Origin of the sequence: Lutibacter oceani, from assembly GCF_003384935.1 — a bacterium.
In the GTDB taxonomy this organism is placed as follows: Bacteria; Bacteroidota; Bacteroidia; order Flavobacteriales; family Flavobacteriaceae; genus Lutibacter; species Lutibacter oceani.
The window spans coordinates 688610-704490 of sequence record NZ_QTTQ01000010.1 but is presented as its reverse complement, the minus strand read 5'-3'; the positions used below and the strand labels follow the sequence as shown (position 1 = coordinate 704490).

16 protein-coding genes are annotated in these 15881 nt (G+C 29.3%); 6 read left to right on the top strand and 10 right to left on the bottom strand.

What is annotated here, in order from left to right:
- The first annotated feature begins 81 nt into the window (after window positions 1-81).
- Genes dnaA through BX611_RS08535 form a run of 3 tightly spaced genes read left to right on the top strand, consistent with a single transcriptional unit; the run spans window position 82 to window position 2689 of the window.
- The gene (gene dnaA / locus BX611_RS08545) at window positions 82-1509 is read left to right on the top strand and encodes a chromosomal replication initiator protein DnaA (RefSeq protein WP_115880148.1); all 1428 of its coding nucleotides are present in this window, start codon (window positions 82-84) and stop codon (window positions 1507-1509) included.
- A gap of 9 nt (window positions 1510-1518) precedes the next feature.
- Complete coding sequence (locus BX611_RS08540; protein ID WP_115880146.1) at window positions 1519-1980, top strand: low molecular weight protein-tyrosine-phosphatase; 462 nt, start codon at window positions 1519-1521, stop codon at window positions 1978-1980.
- Window positions 1973-2689, top strand: coding sequence for an SAM-dependent methyltransferase (locus BX611_RS08535; protein WP_115880144.1), 717 nt, complete (start codon window positions 1973-1975; stop codon window positions 2687-2689). Before BX611_RS08540 ends, BX611_RS08535 begins: the two co-directional genes overlap by 8 nt.
- Before the next feature lie 54 nt (window positions 2690-2743).
- Here BX611_RS08535 and BX611_RS08530 read toward each other — a convergent pair whose 3' ends face one another.
- The 4 genes from BX611_RS08530 to dapF form a co-directional block, all read right to left on the bottom strand.
- Complete coding sequence (locus BX611_RS08530; protein ID WP_115880142.1) at window positions 2744-3361, bottom strand: lysozyme family protein; 618 nt, start codon at window positions 3359-3361, stop codon at window positions 2744-2746.
- 204 nt (window positions 3362-3565) lie between these two features.
- Window positions 3566-4600, bottom strand: a complete 1035-nt coding sequence (gene mltG / locus BX611_RS08525; protein ID WP_115880140.1) for an endolytic transglycosylase MltG — start codon at window positions 4598-4600, stop codon at window positions 3566-3568.
- Window position 4601: 1 nt separating this feature from the next.
- On the bottom strand, window positions 4602-5123 hold the full coding sequence (locus BX611_RS08520; protein WP_115880138.1) for a GNAT family N-acetyltransferase: 522 nt from the start codon (window positions 5121-5123) through the stop codon (window positions 4602-4604).
- Window positions 5123-5902 (bottom strand): diaminopimelate epimerase, encoded by a 780-nt coding sequence (dapF, locus tag BX611_RS08515; RefSeq protein ID WP_115880136.1) that lies wholly within the window; start codon window positions 5900-5902, stop codon window positions 5123-5125. Before dapF ends, BX611_RS08520 begins: the two co-directional genes overlap by 1 nt.
- A 161-nt stretch (window positions 5903-6063) precedes the next feature.
- On the opposite strand from dapF, the gene BX611_RS08510 reads away from it, so the two are divergent.
- Complete coding sequence (locus BX611_RS08510) at window positions 6064-7473, top strand: trypsin-like peptidase domain-containing protein (protein ID WP_115880134.1); 1410 nt, start codon at window positions 6064-6066, stop codon at window positions 7471-7473.
- Window positions 7474-7598: 125 nt separating this feature from the next.
- Window positions 7599-8498 carry a DMT family transporter gene (locus tag BX611_RS08505; protein ID WP_115880132.1) on the top strand — a complete coding sequence of 300 codons (900 nt, stop codon included), beginning with the start codon at window positions 7599-7601 and terminating at the stop codon, window positions 8496-8498.
- A 50-nt stretch (window positions 8499-8548) separates the two neighbouring features.
- Here the strand turns inward: BX611_RS08505 and BX611_RS08500 are convergent, their stop codons facing one another.
- Genes BX611_RS08500 through sqr form a run of 3 tightly spaced genes read right to left on the bottom strand, consistent with a single transcriptional unit; the run spans window position 8549 to window position 10685 of the window.
- The gene (locus tag BX611_RS08500; RefSeq protein ID WP_115880130.1) at window positions 8549-9049 is read right to left on the bottom strand and encodes a DsrE/DsrF/DrsH-like family protein; all 501 of its coding nucleotides are present in this window, start codon (window positions 9047-9049) and stop codon (window positions 8549-8551) included.
- A 44-nt stretch (window positions 9050-9093) separates the two neighbouring features.
- Window positions 9094-9405: a TusE/DsrC/DsvC family sulfur relay protein gene (locus tag BX611_RS08495; protein WP_115880128.1), complete on the bottom strand. Its 312-nt coding sequence runs from the start codon at window positions 9403-9405 to the stop codon at window positions 9094-9096.
- Between the two features lie 29 nt (window positions 9406-9434).
- Window positions 9435-10685 (bottom strand): type III sulfide quinone reductase, selenoprotein subtype, encoded by a 1251-nt coding sequence (sqr, locus tag BX611_RS08490; protein ID WP_115880126.1) that lies wholly within the window; start codon window positions 10683-10685, stop codon window positions 9435-9437.
- 211 nt (window positions 10686-10896) lie between these two features.
- Between sqr and ligA the strand changes: the two genes are divergently transcribed.
- Window positions 10897-12900: an NAD-dependent DNA ligase LigA gene (ligA, locus tag BX611_RS08485; protein WP_115880124.1), complete on the top strand. Its 2004-nt coding sequence runs from the start codon at window positions 10897-10899 to the stop codon at window positions 12898-12900.
- Window positions 12901-12921: 21 nt separating this feature from the next.
- On the opposite strand, the gene BX611_RS08480 is transcribed toward ligA, so the two are convergent.
- The 3 genes from BX611_RS08480 to BX611_RS08470 all read right to left on the bottom strand — a co-directional run bounded on the left by BX611_RS08480 (window position 12922) and on the right by BX611_RS08470 (window position 15843).
- Entirely contained in the window at window positions 12922-13575 is a 654-nt protein-coding gene (locus BX611_RS08480; RefSeq protein ID WP_115880122.1) for a Crp/Fnr family transcriptional regulator, read from the bottom strand.
- Between the two features lie 103 nt (window positions 13576-13678).
- Window positions 13679-14728: a porin gene (locus BX611_RS08475; protein WP_115880120.1), complete on the bottom strand. Its 1050-nt coding sequence runs from the start codon at window positions 14726-14728 to the stop codon at window positions 13679-13681.
- A gap of 113 nt (window positions 14729-14841) precedes the next feature.
- Window positions 14842-15843 (bottom strand): rhodanese-like domain-containing protein, encoded by a 1002-nt coding sequence (locus BX611_RS08470; RefSeq protein ID WP_115880118.1) that lies wholly within the window; start codon window positions 15841-15843, stop codon window positions 14842-14844.
- Between the last annotated feature and the right edge of the window lie 38 nt (window positions 15844-15881).

Sequence of the window (15881 nt, the reverse complement as noted above, 5' to 3'; positions counted from 1 at the left end):
ATTTTTGTACAACCAAAGAATAACCATAGTTTACTCTTTTTTTGAGCAACTAATTAACTTTAAATACTATTTAGAATACCAATGAGTAAAACTGCATCATCAGTTTGGACGGAATGTTTATCTTTTATTCAAGATAATATTAAGCAACAAGCGTATAAAACTTGGTTTGAGCCTATTAAACCAATAAAGTTATCAGGTGAGGCATTAACTATTCAAGTTCCTAGTAAATTTTTCTACGAATGGTTGGAAGAGCATTATATTAAGTTATTAAGAGTTGCTTTGGTAAAACAACTTGGTGATGATGCAAAGTTGATTTATGATGTTAGGATGGAAAATAACTACAGTAGTAATAATCCGCATACTGTAAAATTTCCAAGTTCAAATAGAAACCCTATAAAATCTCAAGGTGTTACAGTTCCAATTGATTTTAATAAGCGTGAATTAAAAAATCCGTTTATTATTCCAGGAATTCAAAAAGTAAAAATTGAATCTCAACTTAATCCAAATTACAATTTTGAAAGTTTTGTTGAAGGAGATTCCAACCGTTTAGCGCGTTCAGCTGGTATGGCTGTTGCTAATAAACCTGGAGGGACTTCTTTTAATCCTTTATTAATTTATGGAGGAGTTGGATTGGGAAAAACGCATATTGCACACGCGATAGGTGTTGAAATTAAAGATAAATATCCAGACAAAACGGTATTATATATTTCTTCAGAAAAATTTACACAGCAATATATTGATTCTGTAAAAGGGAATACACGAAATGATTTTATTCATTTTTATCAAATGATTGATGCTTTGATTATTGATGATGTTCAATTTTTGTCTGGTAAAACAGGAACCCAAGATGTATTCTTTCATATTTTTAACCATTTGCATCAAAATGGGAAACAAGTAATTTTAACTTCAGACAAAGCTCCTGTTGATATGCAGGATATTGAACAACGTTTGTTGTCTAGATTTAAGTGGGGATTGTCAGCTGAGCTTCAAGCTCCTGATTATGAAACAAGAGTTTCTATTTTAGAAAATAAATTATTTAGAGATGGTGTGGAAATGCCTACTGAAATTGTTGAATATATTGCCAAGCACATAAAATCGAATGTACGTGAATTAGAAGGTGTCTTAATTTCTATGATTGCGCAAGCTTCTTTTAATAGAAAAGAATTTACACTTTCCTTAACTAAGCAAATTGTAGATAAGTTTGTTAAAAATACTAAGCGTGAAGTTTCTATAGATTATATTCAGAAAATTGTTTCTAATTATTTTGAATTGGATGTGGCAACTTTGCAATCCAAAACACGTAAAAGGCACATTGTTCAAGCGCGTCAATTAGCAATGTATTTTGCAAAAAGAATGACTAAAGCTTCATTGGCAAGTATTGGGTCTCAAATCGGTAAAAGAGACCATGCTACGGTACTGCACGCTTGTAAAACTGTTGATAATTTAACAGAAACTGACAAGCAGTTTAGAAGGTATGTGGATGAGTTAACAAAAAAACTTACATTTTAAATTAAATAAATGACTAAAGTATTAATGGTTTGTCTCGGCAATATTTGTCGTTCACCATTAGCGGAAGGAATATTAAAGTCGAAAATTTTTAGCTTTAAAACTTTTGTAGATTCTGCTGGAACGGGTGCATATCATGTTGGTGAAAAGCCTGATAAACGCTCTATTTCAATAGCAAAAACAAATGGTATTGATATTTCTGACCAAAAAGCAAGAAAGTTTACTGTTGAAGATTTTGATTTGTTTGATTTTATTTATGTGATGGATAATTCTAATTATTCTAATGTAATTTCTTTAGCTAGAAATGAGGCAGATAAACTAAAAGTTAAATTAATTTTAAATGAAGTTTTTCCAAATGAAAATTTAGATGTTCCAGATCCGTATTACGGTGGGGATTTCGGTTTTAAAAATGTATTTAAAATGTTAGATGAGGCTTGTGATGAGATTGCAAAAAAAATAAATTCGAATGGATAGTCAAAAGGGTAAATTATATTTAATACCAACTACTTTAGGAGATAATGAGCCATTAGAAGTACTTCCTTTATCTGTAAAAAAAATAATAGAAGAATTAGATTGTTTTATTGTTGAAAATGAAAAAACAGCTCGAAAATTTATAAAGAGAATTACTCCAAGAAAGTCTCAACCTTCTTTAACTATTTTAAAGTTAGATAAATATGCAGATCAACTGGAGGTTAGGAGTTATTTAGATATTTGTGAAACAGGCGTTTCTGTTGGCTTACTTTCTGAGGCTGGTGTTCCAGCAATCGCAGATCCTGGTGCTGAAATTGTAAAATTAGCACATGAAAAAGGAATTAGAGTAATTCCTTTAGTAGGACCTTCTTCAATTATTTTGGCTATGATGGCTTCAGGTTTTAACGGTCAGCACTTTACATTTAATGGGTATTTACCAATTGACACTTCTGAAAGAAAAAAAACAATAAAAAGTTTAGAAAAACTTTCAAAAGAAAAAAATCAATCTCAAATATTTATTGAAACTCCTTATAGAAATGAAAAAATGTTTACTGATTTAAAAAGTACATTAACACCTACAGCAAAGCTTTGTATTGCATGTAACATAACTTTAGAGGACGAATATATTAGAACTCTTGAAGTAAAAGATTGGAAAAATGAACATCCTGATTTGCATAAAAAACCTACAATATTTATAATTCATAAAGAATAAAAAAAGAGCTTAAATAATTATTTAAGCTCTTTTTTTATTTTAAGTAATCTTTTTTTAAACAACAGGCTTTCTATTTGCTATAATAAATGAAGTATTATAGCCAGAAAACTCTCTTATATAATGTTGAATTGATGAACCATAAGCATCTTTAAATGTGTATTCACCATAACTTCTTAAGTATTTTTTTACATTTCCTGCTCCAGCTAAATGTGCAGCAGCTAAAATTCCAGATTCAGTAATTTCAACACCATTAATTTTTTTACCCACACTTCTTTTAATGTCTTTTCTTAAAATCCACTTGTTTAAAGAACATAGTGCTAAAAAAGCTTCTTCTTGTAGTTCGGGTGTATTTAAAAATTCTTGTGTGTTGTGTATTTTAAACCTTTTTAAAGTTGATTTCCCAAATTGATATTTGCCTAAATAGCCTAATGTGTTAACAACGTGATATCTTCCTTGTGATTCTTTAAATGCTATGGCATCTCTAAAACCGTTAAATGAATTACCAATAAATGGAATGTTATATTCTTTAGAAATAACTTCCTGTTCAGTAGGTACAAAGTTAATTGATTCGGTAAAATTGGTTGAGTTGTTCGTGTTGTTTGTGTCTTCAGAAAATGCTGAAATTATAACGACAACAAGTAGTAAACTTAAAAATATTATTACTTTTCTCATAATTTAAAGGCTTTAGTTCCTTTCAAATTTCGGGGTGCAAAGGTATAATATATTTTATATTAAGCAACAAATTTATGTAAAAATATTTTAATTAAGAAATATTTAACAAAACTTTTAAAATTGTGATAATAACTAAAAATAATTATTTAAAAATAATTATTTGTTAAAAAATATATAAAAATAATATATTGAGTGCTTGTAGTTTTACCTATTTACGCCTTGTTTGTTTAACCAATTTTGGTACTTAACGGCATTTTTGTTGTGTTGCGATAACGTTTTCGCGAATTCGTGTTGACCAATATTTGTAACACTTGCACACATATAGTAGTAGTCATGTTTTTTAGCATTTAAAACAGCTTCTACCGAAGTTAGGTCGGGCATTGTAATAGGTCCAGGTGGTAATCCAATATTTTTATAAGTGTTATAAGGTGAGTCAATTTGTAAATCCTTTTTTAACACTCTTTTAATAAGAGTATCTTCTCCTAATTTACTTTTTAGGGCAAAAATTACTGTTGGATCAGCTTGTAATGGCCATTTATTATGTAGTCTATTTAAATACAACCCCGCAACAATAGGTCTTTCACTAACCACCGCAGTTTCTTTTTGTACAATTGAGGCTAAAGTAATAACTTCATTTGGACTTAGACGTTGATTTTTTGCTTTTTCCAATCTTGTGTTGTTCCAAAAGGCATTGTATTCTCGCAGCATTTTTTTTCTAAATGCATCAGCTGAAGTATTCCAAAAAAACTCATATGTATTCGGAATATACATTCCAATTGCTGTATATTGGTTGAAACCATTTTGTTGAATAAATTGCAAATCAGTAAAACTTTTTAATAAAGAAATTGAATCAGCCTCTATTTGTTGAGAAATTCTACCTGCTAATTTTTCAAAAGTCTCCTGATTGTTAAATGATAATTTAACTGGAGTTTGTTTACCACTTCTTAATAAATTTACTAATTCATTATTATTCATTCCTTCTGAAATAAGGTACTTTCCAGGTTTTATTGTATTTGGATAGTTCTTTTTAGTTGCCACCCATACAAAAGGTTTTACTCTTTTTAAATAAGGGCGAACTAAATTTTCTACTTCGTTAAAAGTTGTATTTGTAGGAATATATAAAAAACCTTCTTTAACAGTATTTGCTTTATAAATTTTATTGTAAAAATTAAAAGCTAATACACCTGCTATTATAAATAATAAGCTGATAATTAAAAGAATAAGTTTTTTTAAATTCATATTAAGGTTTAATTAATTGATATAAGATTTCATCTTTATAAGTTGAATTTGAAAAAATCCAATCTTTTTTAATTCCAACTTGTTTAAAATTGAATTTTTCAAAAAGAGAAATACTTTTAAGGTTATCAGAAGTGATATTTGCAAATAGTTGGTGCACGTTTAAATGCATAAAAGCATATTCAATTATTAGTTTTAAGGCTTCAAAACCAAACCCATTATTTTGATATTCAGGTAATAATAAAATACCAACTCCAACTCTGTTATGCTGAGGGTTAAAATTAAATAAATCTATCATACCAACAGGATTGTTGTTATAATTACAAATTACAAATCTGTATTGTTTCGCTTCATAAATATCCTGATGTGCGTTTTCAATATATTTTTTAAGAATGTATTTTGAAAAAGGTAGTTGTGTATTACTAATTTCCCAAAAACTTTCGTTGTTTTCAGTAGAAAATAAAAAGTTTAAATCTTCAGGTTCTAAAGCACGTAATATAATATTTTCACCAATTAATGTAGCCATTAAATCGAAATATATCCTTCAAAAACAAACATAGCGGGTCCTTTTAAAAACACATTTTTATAAGTGTCATTTTCTTTATCAAAGGAAACTTCTAAATCACCGCCTAACACCTTAATATTAATGGAATTGTTGTTGGTTAAACGTGTATTATGGGCTGCAATTGCTACAGCTGTAACACCAGTTCCACAGGCTAAAGTTTCATCTTCAACTCCACGTTCATAGGTTCTAACTTTAAAAGAATTGTCACTTATTTTTTCAGCAAAATTAACATTGGTACCTTCATTAAAATACGGGGCTCCATACCTAATTTCAGCGCCTAATTCTTTTACATTTATTTTATCAATATTTTCAGAAAAACTTATATGGTGTGGAGATCCAGTATTTAAAAATGAATGTGAATTTGAGTTTTCAATTGATTTTACGTTAATCATTTTAAGACTAACAATACCTTCTTTTATAGTCGCATAATGCAATCCATCAACAGCATCAAAAGTGGTTTCATTTTTAATAATATTTAATTGTTTTGCAAAAGCAACAATACATCTTCCTCCATTACCACACATACTACCTTCATTTCCATCGGCATTAAAATAAATCATTTTAAAATCTGCTAATTCAGAAGGTTCAAGTAAAATTAAGCCATCAGCACCTATTCCAAAACGTCTATCGCACAATTTATTAATTAAATCTGTGTTTGTTTTTTTAAAAGAAAGGCTTCTATTATCTATCATAATAAAATCATTTCCAGTACCCTGATATTTGTAAAAGTGTAAACTCATTAGTGCAAATGTAGTAAATTCAGAATAGTTTTTTTTATAAAAATTTAATGTAAAATCACTAAATGTTAAAATTGGTTAAATGAGCGTTAATAAAGCGTTAAAGCATTTTTTTGAATATAATAATATTATAATTTTGAGTGTTAATTAAAAAAATATATACAATGAAAAAAATAATAAGTATTGTCCTTTTTTCGGCTTTAGGAGGCACATTAACTTTAGGTGCTTATAAATTATTTATAGAAAAGCCGCAAGTAGTAATTGAAAAAGCTACAGAATCTAAACCTGTTACAGTTGCAGCAAATTATACAAATTTAGTTGGAGCATCCATAGAAAATACAGATTTTACAGTTGCAGCAGAGAAAACATTAAATGCTGTTGTTCATGTAAAAAATACTTCTTATAAAACAATTAGGGATCCTTTTGCAGAGTTCTTTTATGGGCAGGGGAGTGGAACAAAACAATATTCACAGATAGGAACAGGAAGCGGAGTTATTTTTTCTTCTGATGGTTATATAATTACAAATAATCATGTTGTTAAAGGCGCAACAGATATTGATGTAACTTTAAATAATAAAAAGGTTTATAAAGCTAATCTAGTTGGTACTGACGCTATTAATGATATTGCACTGCTTAAAATTGATGAGAAAAAATTACCATATATAACATTTGCAAACTCTGATAATATTAAGGTTGGAGAATGGGTTTTGGCAGTTGGGAATCCTTATAATTTAACTTCAACTGTAACTGCAGGAATAATAAGTGCTAAAGGAAGGGATTTAGAAGGTAATGGAGGAATTACAGATTCGTTTATACAAACAGATGCTGCTGTAAACCCTGGAAATAGTGGTGGAGCGTTAGTAAATATTAGAGGAGAGTTAATAGGAATTAATACAGCAATATCTACTAGAACGGGCTCTTTTATTGGGTATTCTTTTGCGGTTCCTTCTAATATTGCTAAAAAAGTTATTGAAGATTTAATGGAATTCGGAAATGTTCAAAAGGCTATTTTAGGTGTTCAGGGAGGTGAGTTAAACGGAAAAGTTGCTGAAAATTTAGATTTAGATTTGTCAGAAGGGTTTTATATTGCAAGTGTTATTGAAAAATCTGGAGCTGATATAGCTGGTTTGCAAAAAGATGATGTAATTATAAATGTTGATGGAGTTAAAATTACATCGTTTGCCGATTTAACAGGATTTTTAAATACAAAAAGACCGGGAGATACTATTAAAGTTTTGTTTGTTAGAAATGGTAAAGAAATGACAACCAATGTAGTTTTAAGTAAAAACGAAATTACTGTAGTAAATTCACTAGGTTTAGAATTGAAGAATTTAGATGCAAAAGAATTGAAAAAACTTAAAATTGAAAACGGAGTAAAAATTACGGGTATTACTAATAAAGAATTGTTATCGTATAATATTAAAAAGGGGTATATAATTACCTCAATTAATGGTAGAAAGGTTTATTCTGTAGATGATGTTAATGAAGTGATTTCCACAAAAACTGAAGGGGAAGTTCTCCGAATAGAAATGCTTAATTTAGAAGGGGAATTAGAACGTTATATATTTAGATAATTGTTTGGTTGATTTTTATTAAAGCCTTTCATTAATTTGAGAGGTTTTTTTATTTATAGATATTTTTAATATTTTCAGCAACATAAGTAGCACTATACCAACGGTTATAGTTTTAACTTTATTAAATGAAAATTTCAAATTCAGTTAAAGGATTTTTATGGGCGTTGATTTCCGTAATTGCAGTTTCCAATGTATATATTTTTAGTAAAGCTGCTTTAACAGAAGTTAGTTTAGCTCAATTTGGAGTTTATTGGTTTTCATTTGGTTTAATTTGGATTTTAATTTATGGTATATATAAAAATGTATTTAAGTCTTTTAAAGAACTTTCTGGTACATGTTATTTAGTTTTAATTTTCTTAGGTTTTATTGAAGTTATAGGAACCTATTATTTTTTTAAAGCAATACATACTATCTCAAACCCAACAATTGTTTCTTTTATCGGAAATATTTCTCCAGTATTTATAATAATATTAAGTTTTATATTACTTCAGGAGCGTTTTTCTAAAATCGAATTTGTTGGAATGATTTTGGCTTTGTTAGGAGCTTTTATTATTAGCTATAAACCAAATACAAATTTTAAAAATATGTTTATTAATGGCTCTCAATACGTACTTTACTCAAGTTCTTTTGCAGCAATTAGTGCTGTAATTATTAAAAAAAAGATAAAAAAAATAAACCCAATTATCTTAACTGTTAATAGGAGTTTATTCCTTTTAATTTTTTCAATTTTAGCTTTAAATTTTTTGAATGATTCATTAGTTATTTCAACCAGGGCGGTTAGAAATATTTTTATAGGTTCTCTTTTGGGACCTTTTTTAACAGTTATTTCCGGGTATTTAGCATTACAATATATTCCACTTTCTAGAAGAGCTATTATTGCAAGTACAAAAGGGCTGTTTGTTTTGTTGGGGTCGTATCTTTATTTTAATCAATTTCCTCCGGTTATTGCATTAGCAGGAGGAATAGTAACAATTTTAGGGCTTTTATTAATTGCCTTGGGTAGGTTTAAAAAGTTTAGAGTTTAAAAAAAAAGCTGAAACATTTTGTTTCAGCTTTTTTTTTATTTAAATCTTTTTTAAGTAAATATAATTTGTGTTCTGTCACCATCACACATTTCATAAAATTCACCAATTGTTATAATATCAGATACTTCGTCTGATAAATCTTCTTTTTCAAGTTTAAACATATCAACTGCTAATTTACACGCAAAAATTTCACCACCACCGGCAGTTATCATTTCTAAAAATTCATCTACAGGAGGCATATCTAATGCTTCCATTTGTTTACGCATCATACTTGAAACCGCAGATTCAACACCTGGAAGTCCACCTAACATTGTTGGAAAAGGCAATCCGCCTGGCATACGCATTGCTGGGTTACCAGTTGTTGCAGTATGTAAATGGTTCATTGCTTTTTTAGTAATTCCGTCTAAACCAAAAAAAGTAAAAAACAATTTGGTTTCAATACCTTCCATAACCGCTCCATTAGCCATTACTAAACTAGCATAAACGTCTTCTAAACTTCCTTTGGCACATATTAAGCAAACTTTTTCTAAAGGTTTTTTTTCAGTACTCATTTTTTTAAATTTTAATATTTTATAAATTAAACTAGTTTAGTGCTTTATATACAGCTAGTTGGTTTTGGAATTCCTGCAATTTTTGATGAGAATTTCAATGGTCCCTTTGGAAACAATTTATACAATTCTTTAATATCAACAATACCTGATTTTCCAACTTTTCTAATTGTTAAAGCTTCTTTAGCCTCAGTTTTTTCGCGTAAATACTTAATTACTTCAAAGTGTTTTGGTGTTAATTCTATTCCAATTTCTTTTGCTATTTCTTTTGCTATTTCTTCGTTCCATTGAGTCATATCTTCTAAGTAACCATCTTCTGAGACGTTTACAGCTACTCCTGCTATTGTTTTTACTGACATAATATTAAGTTGTTTTATTTAGTTTATAATTATTTATTTTCTGGTTTTATATCAAAAACTTTACCTTTAAAGCTCATATTTCTATGTACAAAAGGAATTGGAATTCCCTTTAATAACATATTCCAGTAAATCCATCTAAATGCTAATTTTCCCCAGTGGTTGAAAACACTTTCTTTTAATAATTTTAGGGGGCCAATTTTTGAGAATGGAAAAGTACCATGAACTGGTTCTGTTACGTAATTAAAATCAATTAATAAGGCTTTCTTATTCCCAGTTTCAATAAAGCAGTTTGCGTGCCCATCAAATTCTTTTTTTAATGGATATCCATCAATATATAAAAGTATATTATCAGTTAAAGTTTCAGCCTCAAAATGTGCTACTGAACCTGCTTTTGAAGCTGGAACATTAGTTGCATCACCAATTACAAAAATATTTTCATGTGCTAAAGATTGTAACGTATTATGATCTGTTGGTATAAAATTTAAATCATCTCCTAAACCGGATTTTTCAATAACTTCATCACCCATATTTGTTGGGATTGTTACAAGTAAATCAAAAGGAATTCTTCTATCTTCATAATCTACAATTTCCTTTGTATCATTATCTACGTGTTCTATTGCAAAATCAGATTCCATGTGAATCCCTTTTTCTTTTAAAAGATATGATAGGGCGGTAGAACAAGTTGGTTTTGTAAAAGCACCTGTTAGTGGAGTAACATAAGTAATTTCAACCTTGTCTCTCATTCCTTTTTCTCTAAAATATGAATCTGCTAAAAATGCAAATTCTAGAGGTGCAACAGGACATTTTATTGGCATTTCAGTAATATGAACTACTAATTTTCCACCTTCCCAATCTCTAAGTTTATTTCGCAAAGCTAAAGATCCTTCAAAAGTGTAAAAATCAAAGATGTCTTTTTTCCAAAGAGGACCAACTAATCCTTCAGTTTCTTCAGGAGCAATTTTAGATCCTGTTGCAACAATAAGCACATCATAGTCTAAAGTTTCATCTTCCAGTTGTACTTTATTTTCTTCTGGGAAAATTTGTTCAATTTTCTTTTGAATGTAAATTACATCTTTAGGTATAAATTTCTTTCCAACTTTTTTTACTTGCTTTTCTGTATAAGTATCAAAAGGTAAAAATAAAAAACCAGGTTGATAGTAATGAGTTTTATACTGATCAACAATAGTAATTTTCCATTCATTAAGGTAGAGTTTAGACCTTAAGTGATTTGCCATCATTGTTCCTGAAGTACCAGCGCCTAAAATTAGTAAGTTTTTCATATGTAACTATTTATATGTGTAAATTGTTATTTGTGTATCTTTAATTACACAGTAAAGTTACTATAGTTGCATAATGATTAATATGATATTAATCATTTTAATATGTAACCTTAGTTACATTTATGCTTGTAAATTTGGAAGATAATCACCTTATTTAAAAGTTAAAAATTATAAAAAATATGATTACTTTTAGCCCAGTAAAAAGTGATATATGCCAGTTTCCATTGAACAAAAAATAAATGAGCTAAGAGATGAATTACGAATGCATAATTATAATTATTATGTATTGGATAGTCCTGTGATTTCTGATTATGAGTTTGATTTAAAATTGAAAGAATTAGAAAAATTAGAAGCTGAAAATCCTCAATTTTTTGATCCAAATTCTCCAACACAGAGAGTTGGTGGTGAAATCACTAAAAGTTTTAATACTGTAGTTCATAAAAATAGAATGTATTCTTTAGATAATTCATATTCGAAAGAAGATATTTTAGAGTGGGAAAAACGTATAAAAAAGATTTTAGAAACGGATAATATTCAATATTCCTGCGAACTCAAATACGATGGAGCTTCTATTAATTTATCATACGAAAATGGTATTTTAGTGAGTGCAGTAACTAGGGGTGATGGTTTTCAGGGTGATGATGTTACAACCAATATAAAAACCATAAAATCCATTCCGTTGGTTTTAAAAGGGAATTTTATTAAAAGTTTTGAAATTAGGGGTGAAATTATTTTGCCTTTAGCTGGATTTAATAAAATGAATACAGAAAGAGTAGAGGCCGGTGAAGATCCATATAGTAATCCTAGAAATACAGCAAGTGGAAGTTTAAAATTACAAGATAGTGCTGAAGTTTCTAAAAGACCTTTAGATTGTTTGCTGTATCATGTTTTAGCAACTAACAATCCAAATAAAACACATTTTGAAGCTCTTGAAAACGCAAGGCAATTAGGTTTTAAAGTTCCAAAAACTATGGAGGTTTGTAAAACCATTGACGAAGTTTTAATGTTTATTGAAAAATGGGATACAAAGCGTTTTGATTTACCTTATGAAACTGATGGCGTGGTTGTTAAAGTTAATTCTTTGGAACAGCAGGATGAGTTAGGCTATACTGCAAAAGCACCAAGATGGGCAATTGCTTATAAATATAAAGCTGAACAGGAAAGCACTATTTTAAAAGAAATAACGTATCAAGTCGGTAGAACAGGAGCTATTACACCTGTAGCAAATTTAGAACCCGTTCAACTTGCAGGAACTATTGTAAAAAGAGCTTCTTTACACAATGCAGATCAAATTAAAAAGTTAGATGTTAGGATAGGTGATACTGTTTTTGTTGAAAAAGGAGGTGAAATTATTCCTAAAATTGTTGGGGTTGATTTAACAAAAAGACCTTTAAATTCTCAGCCTACAGAGTACATTACACATTGCCCTGACTGTAATACGGAATTGATTAGAAATGAGGGTGATGCAAAACATTATTGTCCAAATGAATATGGTTGTCCAACACAAATAACGGGTAGAATTCAGCATTTTATTAGTAGAAAAGCAATGAATATTGATGGCTTGGGAGCAGAAACTATTGAATTGTTGTTTAAAGAAGGATTGATTAGTAATTATGCGGATTTATACGAATTAACTGAAGCTCAAATTATCCCGTTGGAAAGAATGGCCGAAAAATCTGCGCAAAATATAATTGCGGGAATTGAAAAATCAAAGGAAATACCTTTTGAAAAAGTGTTATTTGCAATTGGAATAAGATTTGTAGGTGAAACAGTTGCTAAAAAATTAGCAAAACACTATAAAAATATTGACGCATTAAAAAAAGCAACTTTTGATGATTTAATTAATGTTGATGAAATTGGAGAGAAAATAGCTCAAAGTGTTTTAGACTTTTTTAGTAATGAAATTAATATAATTTTAATTGAAAGATTAAAAAATTACGGTGTACAATTAGAATTATCTGCAGAATCACAAGAAGGAAAAACAGATAAACTACAAGGTGAGATATTTGTAGTTTCGGGTGTATTTACAATTTTTAATAGAAACGATTTAAAAAAATCTATTGAAGATAATGGAGGTAAGGTAGCAAGTTCAATTTCTAAAAAAACAAGTTATATTATTGCAGGTGATAATATGGGACCAAGCAAGCTTCAAAAAGCTGAAACCTTAGGAATTCCAATTATTTCTGAAAACGATTATTTAGAAATGATTAATTGAGCTTAAAATTTTAAACTAAAATTATATATGGTCAATTATAATTCTGTTACGTCTAATTTTAATTTTACCCTCTTTTTCAAGAATTTTAAGTAATCTGGATACAACAACCCGAGACGTATTAATATCATCAGCAATTTCTTGATGAGTAATAATTAAAGTGTTGTCTTTCATTATTTTAACCTTGTCTGTTAAATATTTATGCAACCTGTCATCCAATTTCATAAAAGCTAAACTATCAATAGATTCAACCATTTCTATTAACCGCATATGGTAAGAATCAATAATAAAATGTCTCCAAGATTTATATTTTATAAGCCATTCATCAATTTTACTAACAGGGATAAAGATTCCTTCTGTCTCTTTTTCTGTAACACCTCTAAACATACTTTTAGTTTGATTGATACAGTTTATAAAAGAAATTGCGCAGGTATCTCCTTTTTCTAAAAAGTATAAAGCAATTTCGTCTCCATTATTATCTTCTCGAATTATTTTTACGGCACCTTGTAAAATTAAGGGAACATGTGTCATTTTATCACCTATGTCTATTAAAAGTTCGTTACTTTTAATAGTTTGTAAAATTCCAACATCAATAATTTCATTAATTAATTCATCTTCAAAAATTAATGAGTAATAATCATTTAATTTTTCTCGTAAAACAACTTTATCATTCGTCATAATTTTGTAATTTAAATGCTCGAATAACAAATTTACACAATATGAATAAAAAAACTCCTGATTTTCATCAGGAGTTTTTTAATTAAATTAAAGTATTCTGTTCTTAAAATTTAACTTGTAATTGCATTAAAAGGGCATCGTTATCTACACTTAACCCGGTTTCAATTTTATTTTGATAATTTACTTGTAGCCTGGTGTTTTTATTTATAAAATAATTTGCACCAATTGTCATCATTTCCTGATAACCTATTTTTTTAATATCTAAGTCTTGATCAAAATATTCGTATTTAAACACTGGTTGAAATTTTTCACTTACATCATAGGTTGCCATAACATAAGCTCCAGCTCTTGTATCACCTAATTCTAAAGGAACAGATCCACAACCACCTTCTGCAGCTCTGTTATAATCACCTTCATCATGGATGTATTCTCCTTGAACTTTAAGTGCATTGTATGTTAATACAACCTCAGCGCCATAAGTTTTTCTGTCTTTATCATTGTTGTTTGGGTAACCATATCTAAAACTACCACCAACAGTCATAAAATCGAGTACTTTATAAGAAGCTCTACCAATAAAATCTTTTTTAGTATTGTTGTCTTTTAACCCTAGTCCAGTACCATTCATTAAAGCTACAGAATATCTGAATTTAGTTTTACTTGTTCCACCTAACATCATTAAACCTAAATCTCTTTGTGGAGCTACCAATTGATCTGAAACAATTGAACGGTCTATAGTGGTTAAACTATGGCAAGCTGTAGTTACTTCTAAACCAAAAGGTTGTTTAAAAGAACCAACAGAAAATTTAGTCCATTCGTGTTTGTCAAAAGTAACAAAAGCGTCCATTAAATAAACATTACCATCTGAAGCAATAAAATCACTAGTTTCTAACATTACATAGTAAGAGAAAGATCTGTTTACTCTACCACGAACCCCAAAACGAGCTCTTTTAAATTTAAAAGTGTTTGAGCTTGGATCGGTAAAATGTGTATCATATTCTGGTTGAATATACCCAAAAAATGTTGAGCTACTAGTTGAAGGAACTCCTGATGCAGTTGCTGTTGTTCCGGCATCATCTTCACACCCTTGAGCATAAGTTGTATTAAATTGAAGTGCAAATATTATTGCAAATAGGATAATTATTTTTGTTCTCATATTAAAATTTTTTAAAAGCCCTAAAAACTGTTACTTATTGGTTTATAAAACATCTATAATACTTTAATTAGAGAGTTTTATAAGTTTTTAGGGCTTAAGTTTAAATAGTATTATTAGTTATCTGAAATTAGTGGTAAATCTTTTGGTTTGCTATCTGCACCCCATTGGTTTGAAGCCCAAGCTGTATTTGTATTAAACATTCCATTCATACCAAATGTTAAACTATAAGCGTCATAACCTAAAACATTTAAACATGCAGTAACAATTGCTGATGTTTGTCCGGTATAACAATAAGTAACAACTTTTGCATTAGGGTCTATACCTTTGTAGCTGTTATCTGCTAATGTTAACGGTAAAATTCTATTTGCACCGTTTATATGTCCAAAAGCACTATAATCTGCTTCAGAAAAATAGTTGTTTATAAAATAATTAGTAGGGTTGCTTAATACATCTGTACCTGTTGCAGTTTTAAAACCTGCAGCAACAGCTGCTTCTACACGAGATTTAAATATAATTGAACCGTCAGTTGATAAAGTTGAGATTACAGGATCAGTAAATACATTATTTGTTGGAGCGCCTCCGTAAGTCCAATTTGCATGTCCATCAGCTTCGTTTGCACCAATTTTTCCATTCCAAGGTCCAGCTGTGGTTGCGTTCCATCCAGACATACCCCATTTTAACGCTTGTGTATGAGAATATCCGTACATACGCATTAATGCGGTTGCATAACAAGCAGTTTGTCCAGTATAACAAACCATTAATATTGGTTTACTTGCAGCAGCAGCTTCAGTTAAAATATTAGCAAAAGTTATATTTTTTGCACCTTCAATATGTCCAGCTTTAAAAGCGTCGGAACTTCTAATATCTAAAATAGTGTATTTTGCAATATAAGCAGGTACATCTGCAGCAGTTGCTGGTGGACCAGCAACAAATTTTTCACCGTCTGCATTGGTAATTATTTTATTAATATCTAAATTATTATTAATTACATAATCTTTCATTAAAGTAAATGAAGGAGTTGCATCTATTAGAGTGTCGTCACCTTTATCACATGATGTTAAAAAAAGTGTAGGTACTAAGAAAAGAGCAATAAAAAATATTGATAATTTTTTCATGATTTGTTTGTTTATGTTTATATAGTTTGCCTTTCGGC

What these genes read in the sequence shown, in the direction of transcription:
- dnaA (WP_115880148.1), top strand. Translation starts at nt 82, where the DNA reads ATGAGTAAAACTGCATCATCAGTTTGGACGGAATGTTTATCTTTTATT.
- BX611_RS08540 (WP_115880146.1), top strand. Translation starts at nt 1,519, where the DNA reads ATGACTAAAGTATTAATGGTTTGTCTCGGCAATATTTGTCGTTCACCA.
- BX611_RS08535 (WP_115880144.1), top strand. Translation starts at nt 1,973, where the DNA reads ATGGATAGTCAAAAGGGTAAATTATATTTAATACCAACTACTTTAGGA.
- BX611_RS08530 (WP_115880142.1), bottom strand. Translation starts at nt 3,361, where the DNA reads ATGAGAAAAGTAATAATATTTTTAAGTTTACTACTTGTTGTCGTTATA.
- mltG (WP_115880140.1), bottom strand. Translation starts at nt 4,600, where the DNA reads ATGAATTTAAAAAAACTTATTCTTTTAATTATCAGCTTATTATTTATA.
- BX611_RS08520 (WP_115880138.1), bottom strand. Translation starts at nt 5,123, where the DNA reads ATGGCTACATTAATTGGTGAAAATATTATATTACGTGCTTTAGAACCT.
- dapF (WP_115880136.1), bottom strand. Translation starts at nt 5,902, where the DNA reads ATGAGTTTACACTTTTACAAATATCAGGGTACTGGAAATGATTTTATT.
- BX611_RS08510 (WP_115880134.1), top strand. Translation starts at nt 6,064, where the DNA reads ATGAAAAAAATAATAAGTATTGTCCTTTTTTCGGCTTTAGGAGGCACA.
- BX611_RS08505 (WP_115880132.1), top strand. Translation starts at nt 7,599, where the DNA reads ATGAAAATTTCAAATTCAGTTAAAGGATTTTTATGGGCGTTGATTTCC.
- BX611_RS08500 (WP_115880130.1), bottom strand. Translation starts at nt 9,049, where the DNA reads ATGAGTACTGAAAAAAAACCTTTAGAAAAAGTTTGCTTAATATGTGCC.
- BX611_RS08495 (WP_115880128.1), bottom strand. Translation starts at nt 9,405, where the DNA reads ATGTCAGTAAAAACAATAGCAGGAGTAGCTGTAAACGTCTCAGAAGAT.
- sqr (WP_115880126.1), bottom strand. Translation starts at nt 10,685, where the DNA reads ATGAAAAACTTACTAATTTTAGGCGCTGGTACTTCAGGAACAATGATG.
- ligA (WP_115880124.1), top strand. Translation starts at nt 10,897, where the DNA reads ATGCCAGTTTCCATTGAACAAAAAATAAATGAGCTAAGAGATGAATTA.
- BX611_RS08480 (WP_115880122.1), bottom strand. Translation starts at nt 13,575, where the DNA reads ATGACGAATGATAAAGTTGTTTTACGAGAAAAATTAAATGATTATTAC.
- BX611_RS08475 (WP_115880120.1), bottom strand. Translation starts at nt 14,728, where the DNA reads ATGAGAACAAAAATAATTATCCTATTTGCAATAATATTTGCACTTCAA.
- BX611_RS08470 (WP_115880118.1), bottom strand. Translation starts at nt 15,843, where the DNA reads ATGAAAAAATTATCAATATTTTTTATTGCTCTTTTCTTAGTACCTACA.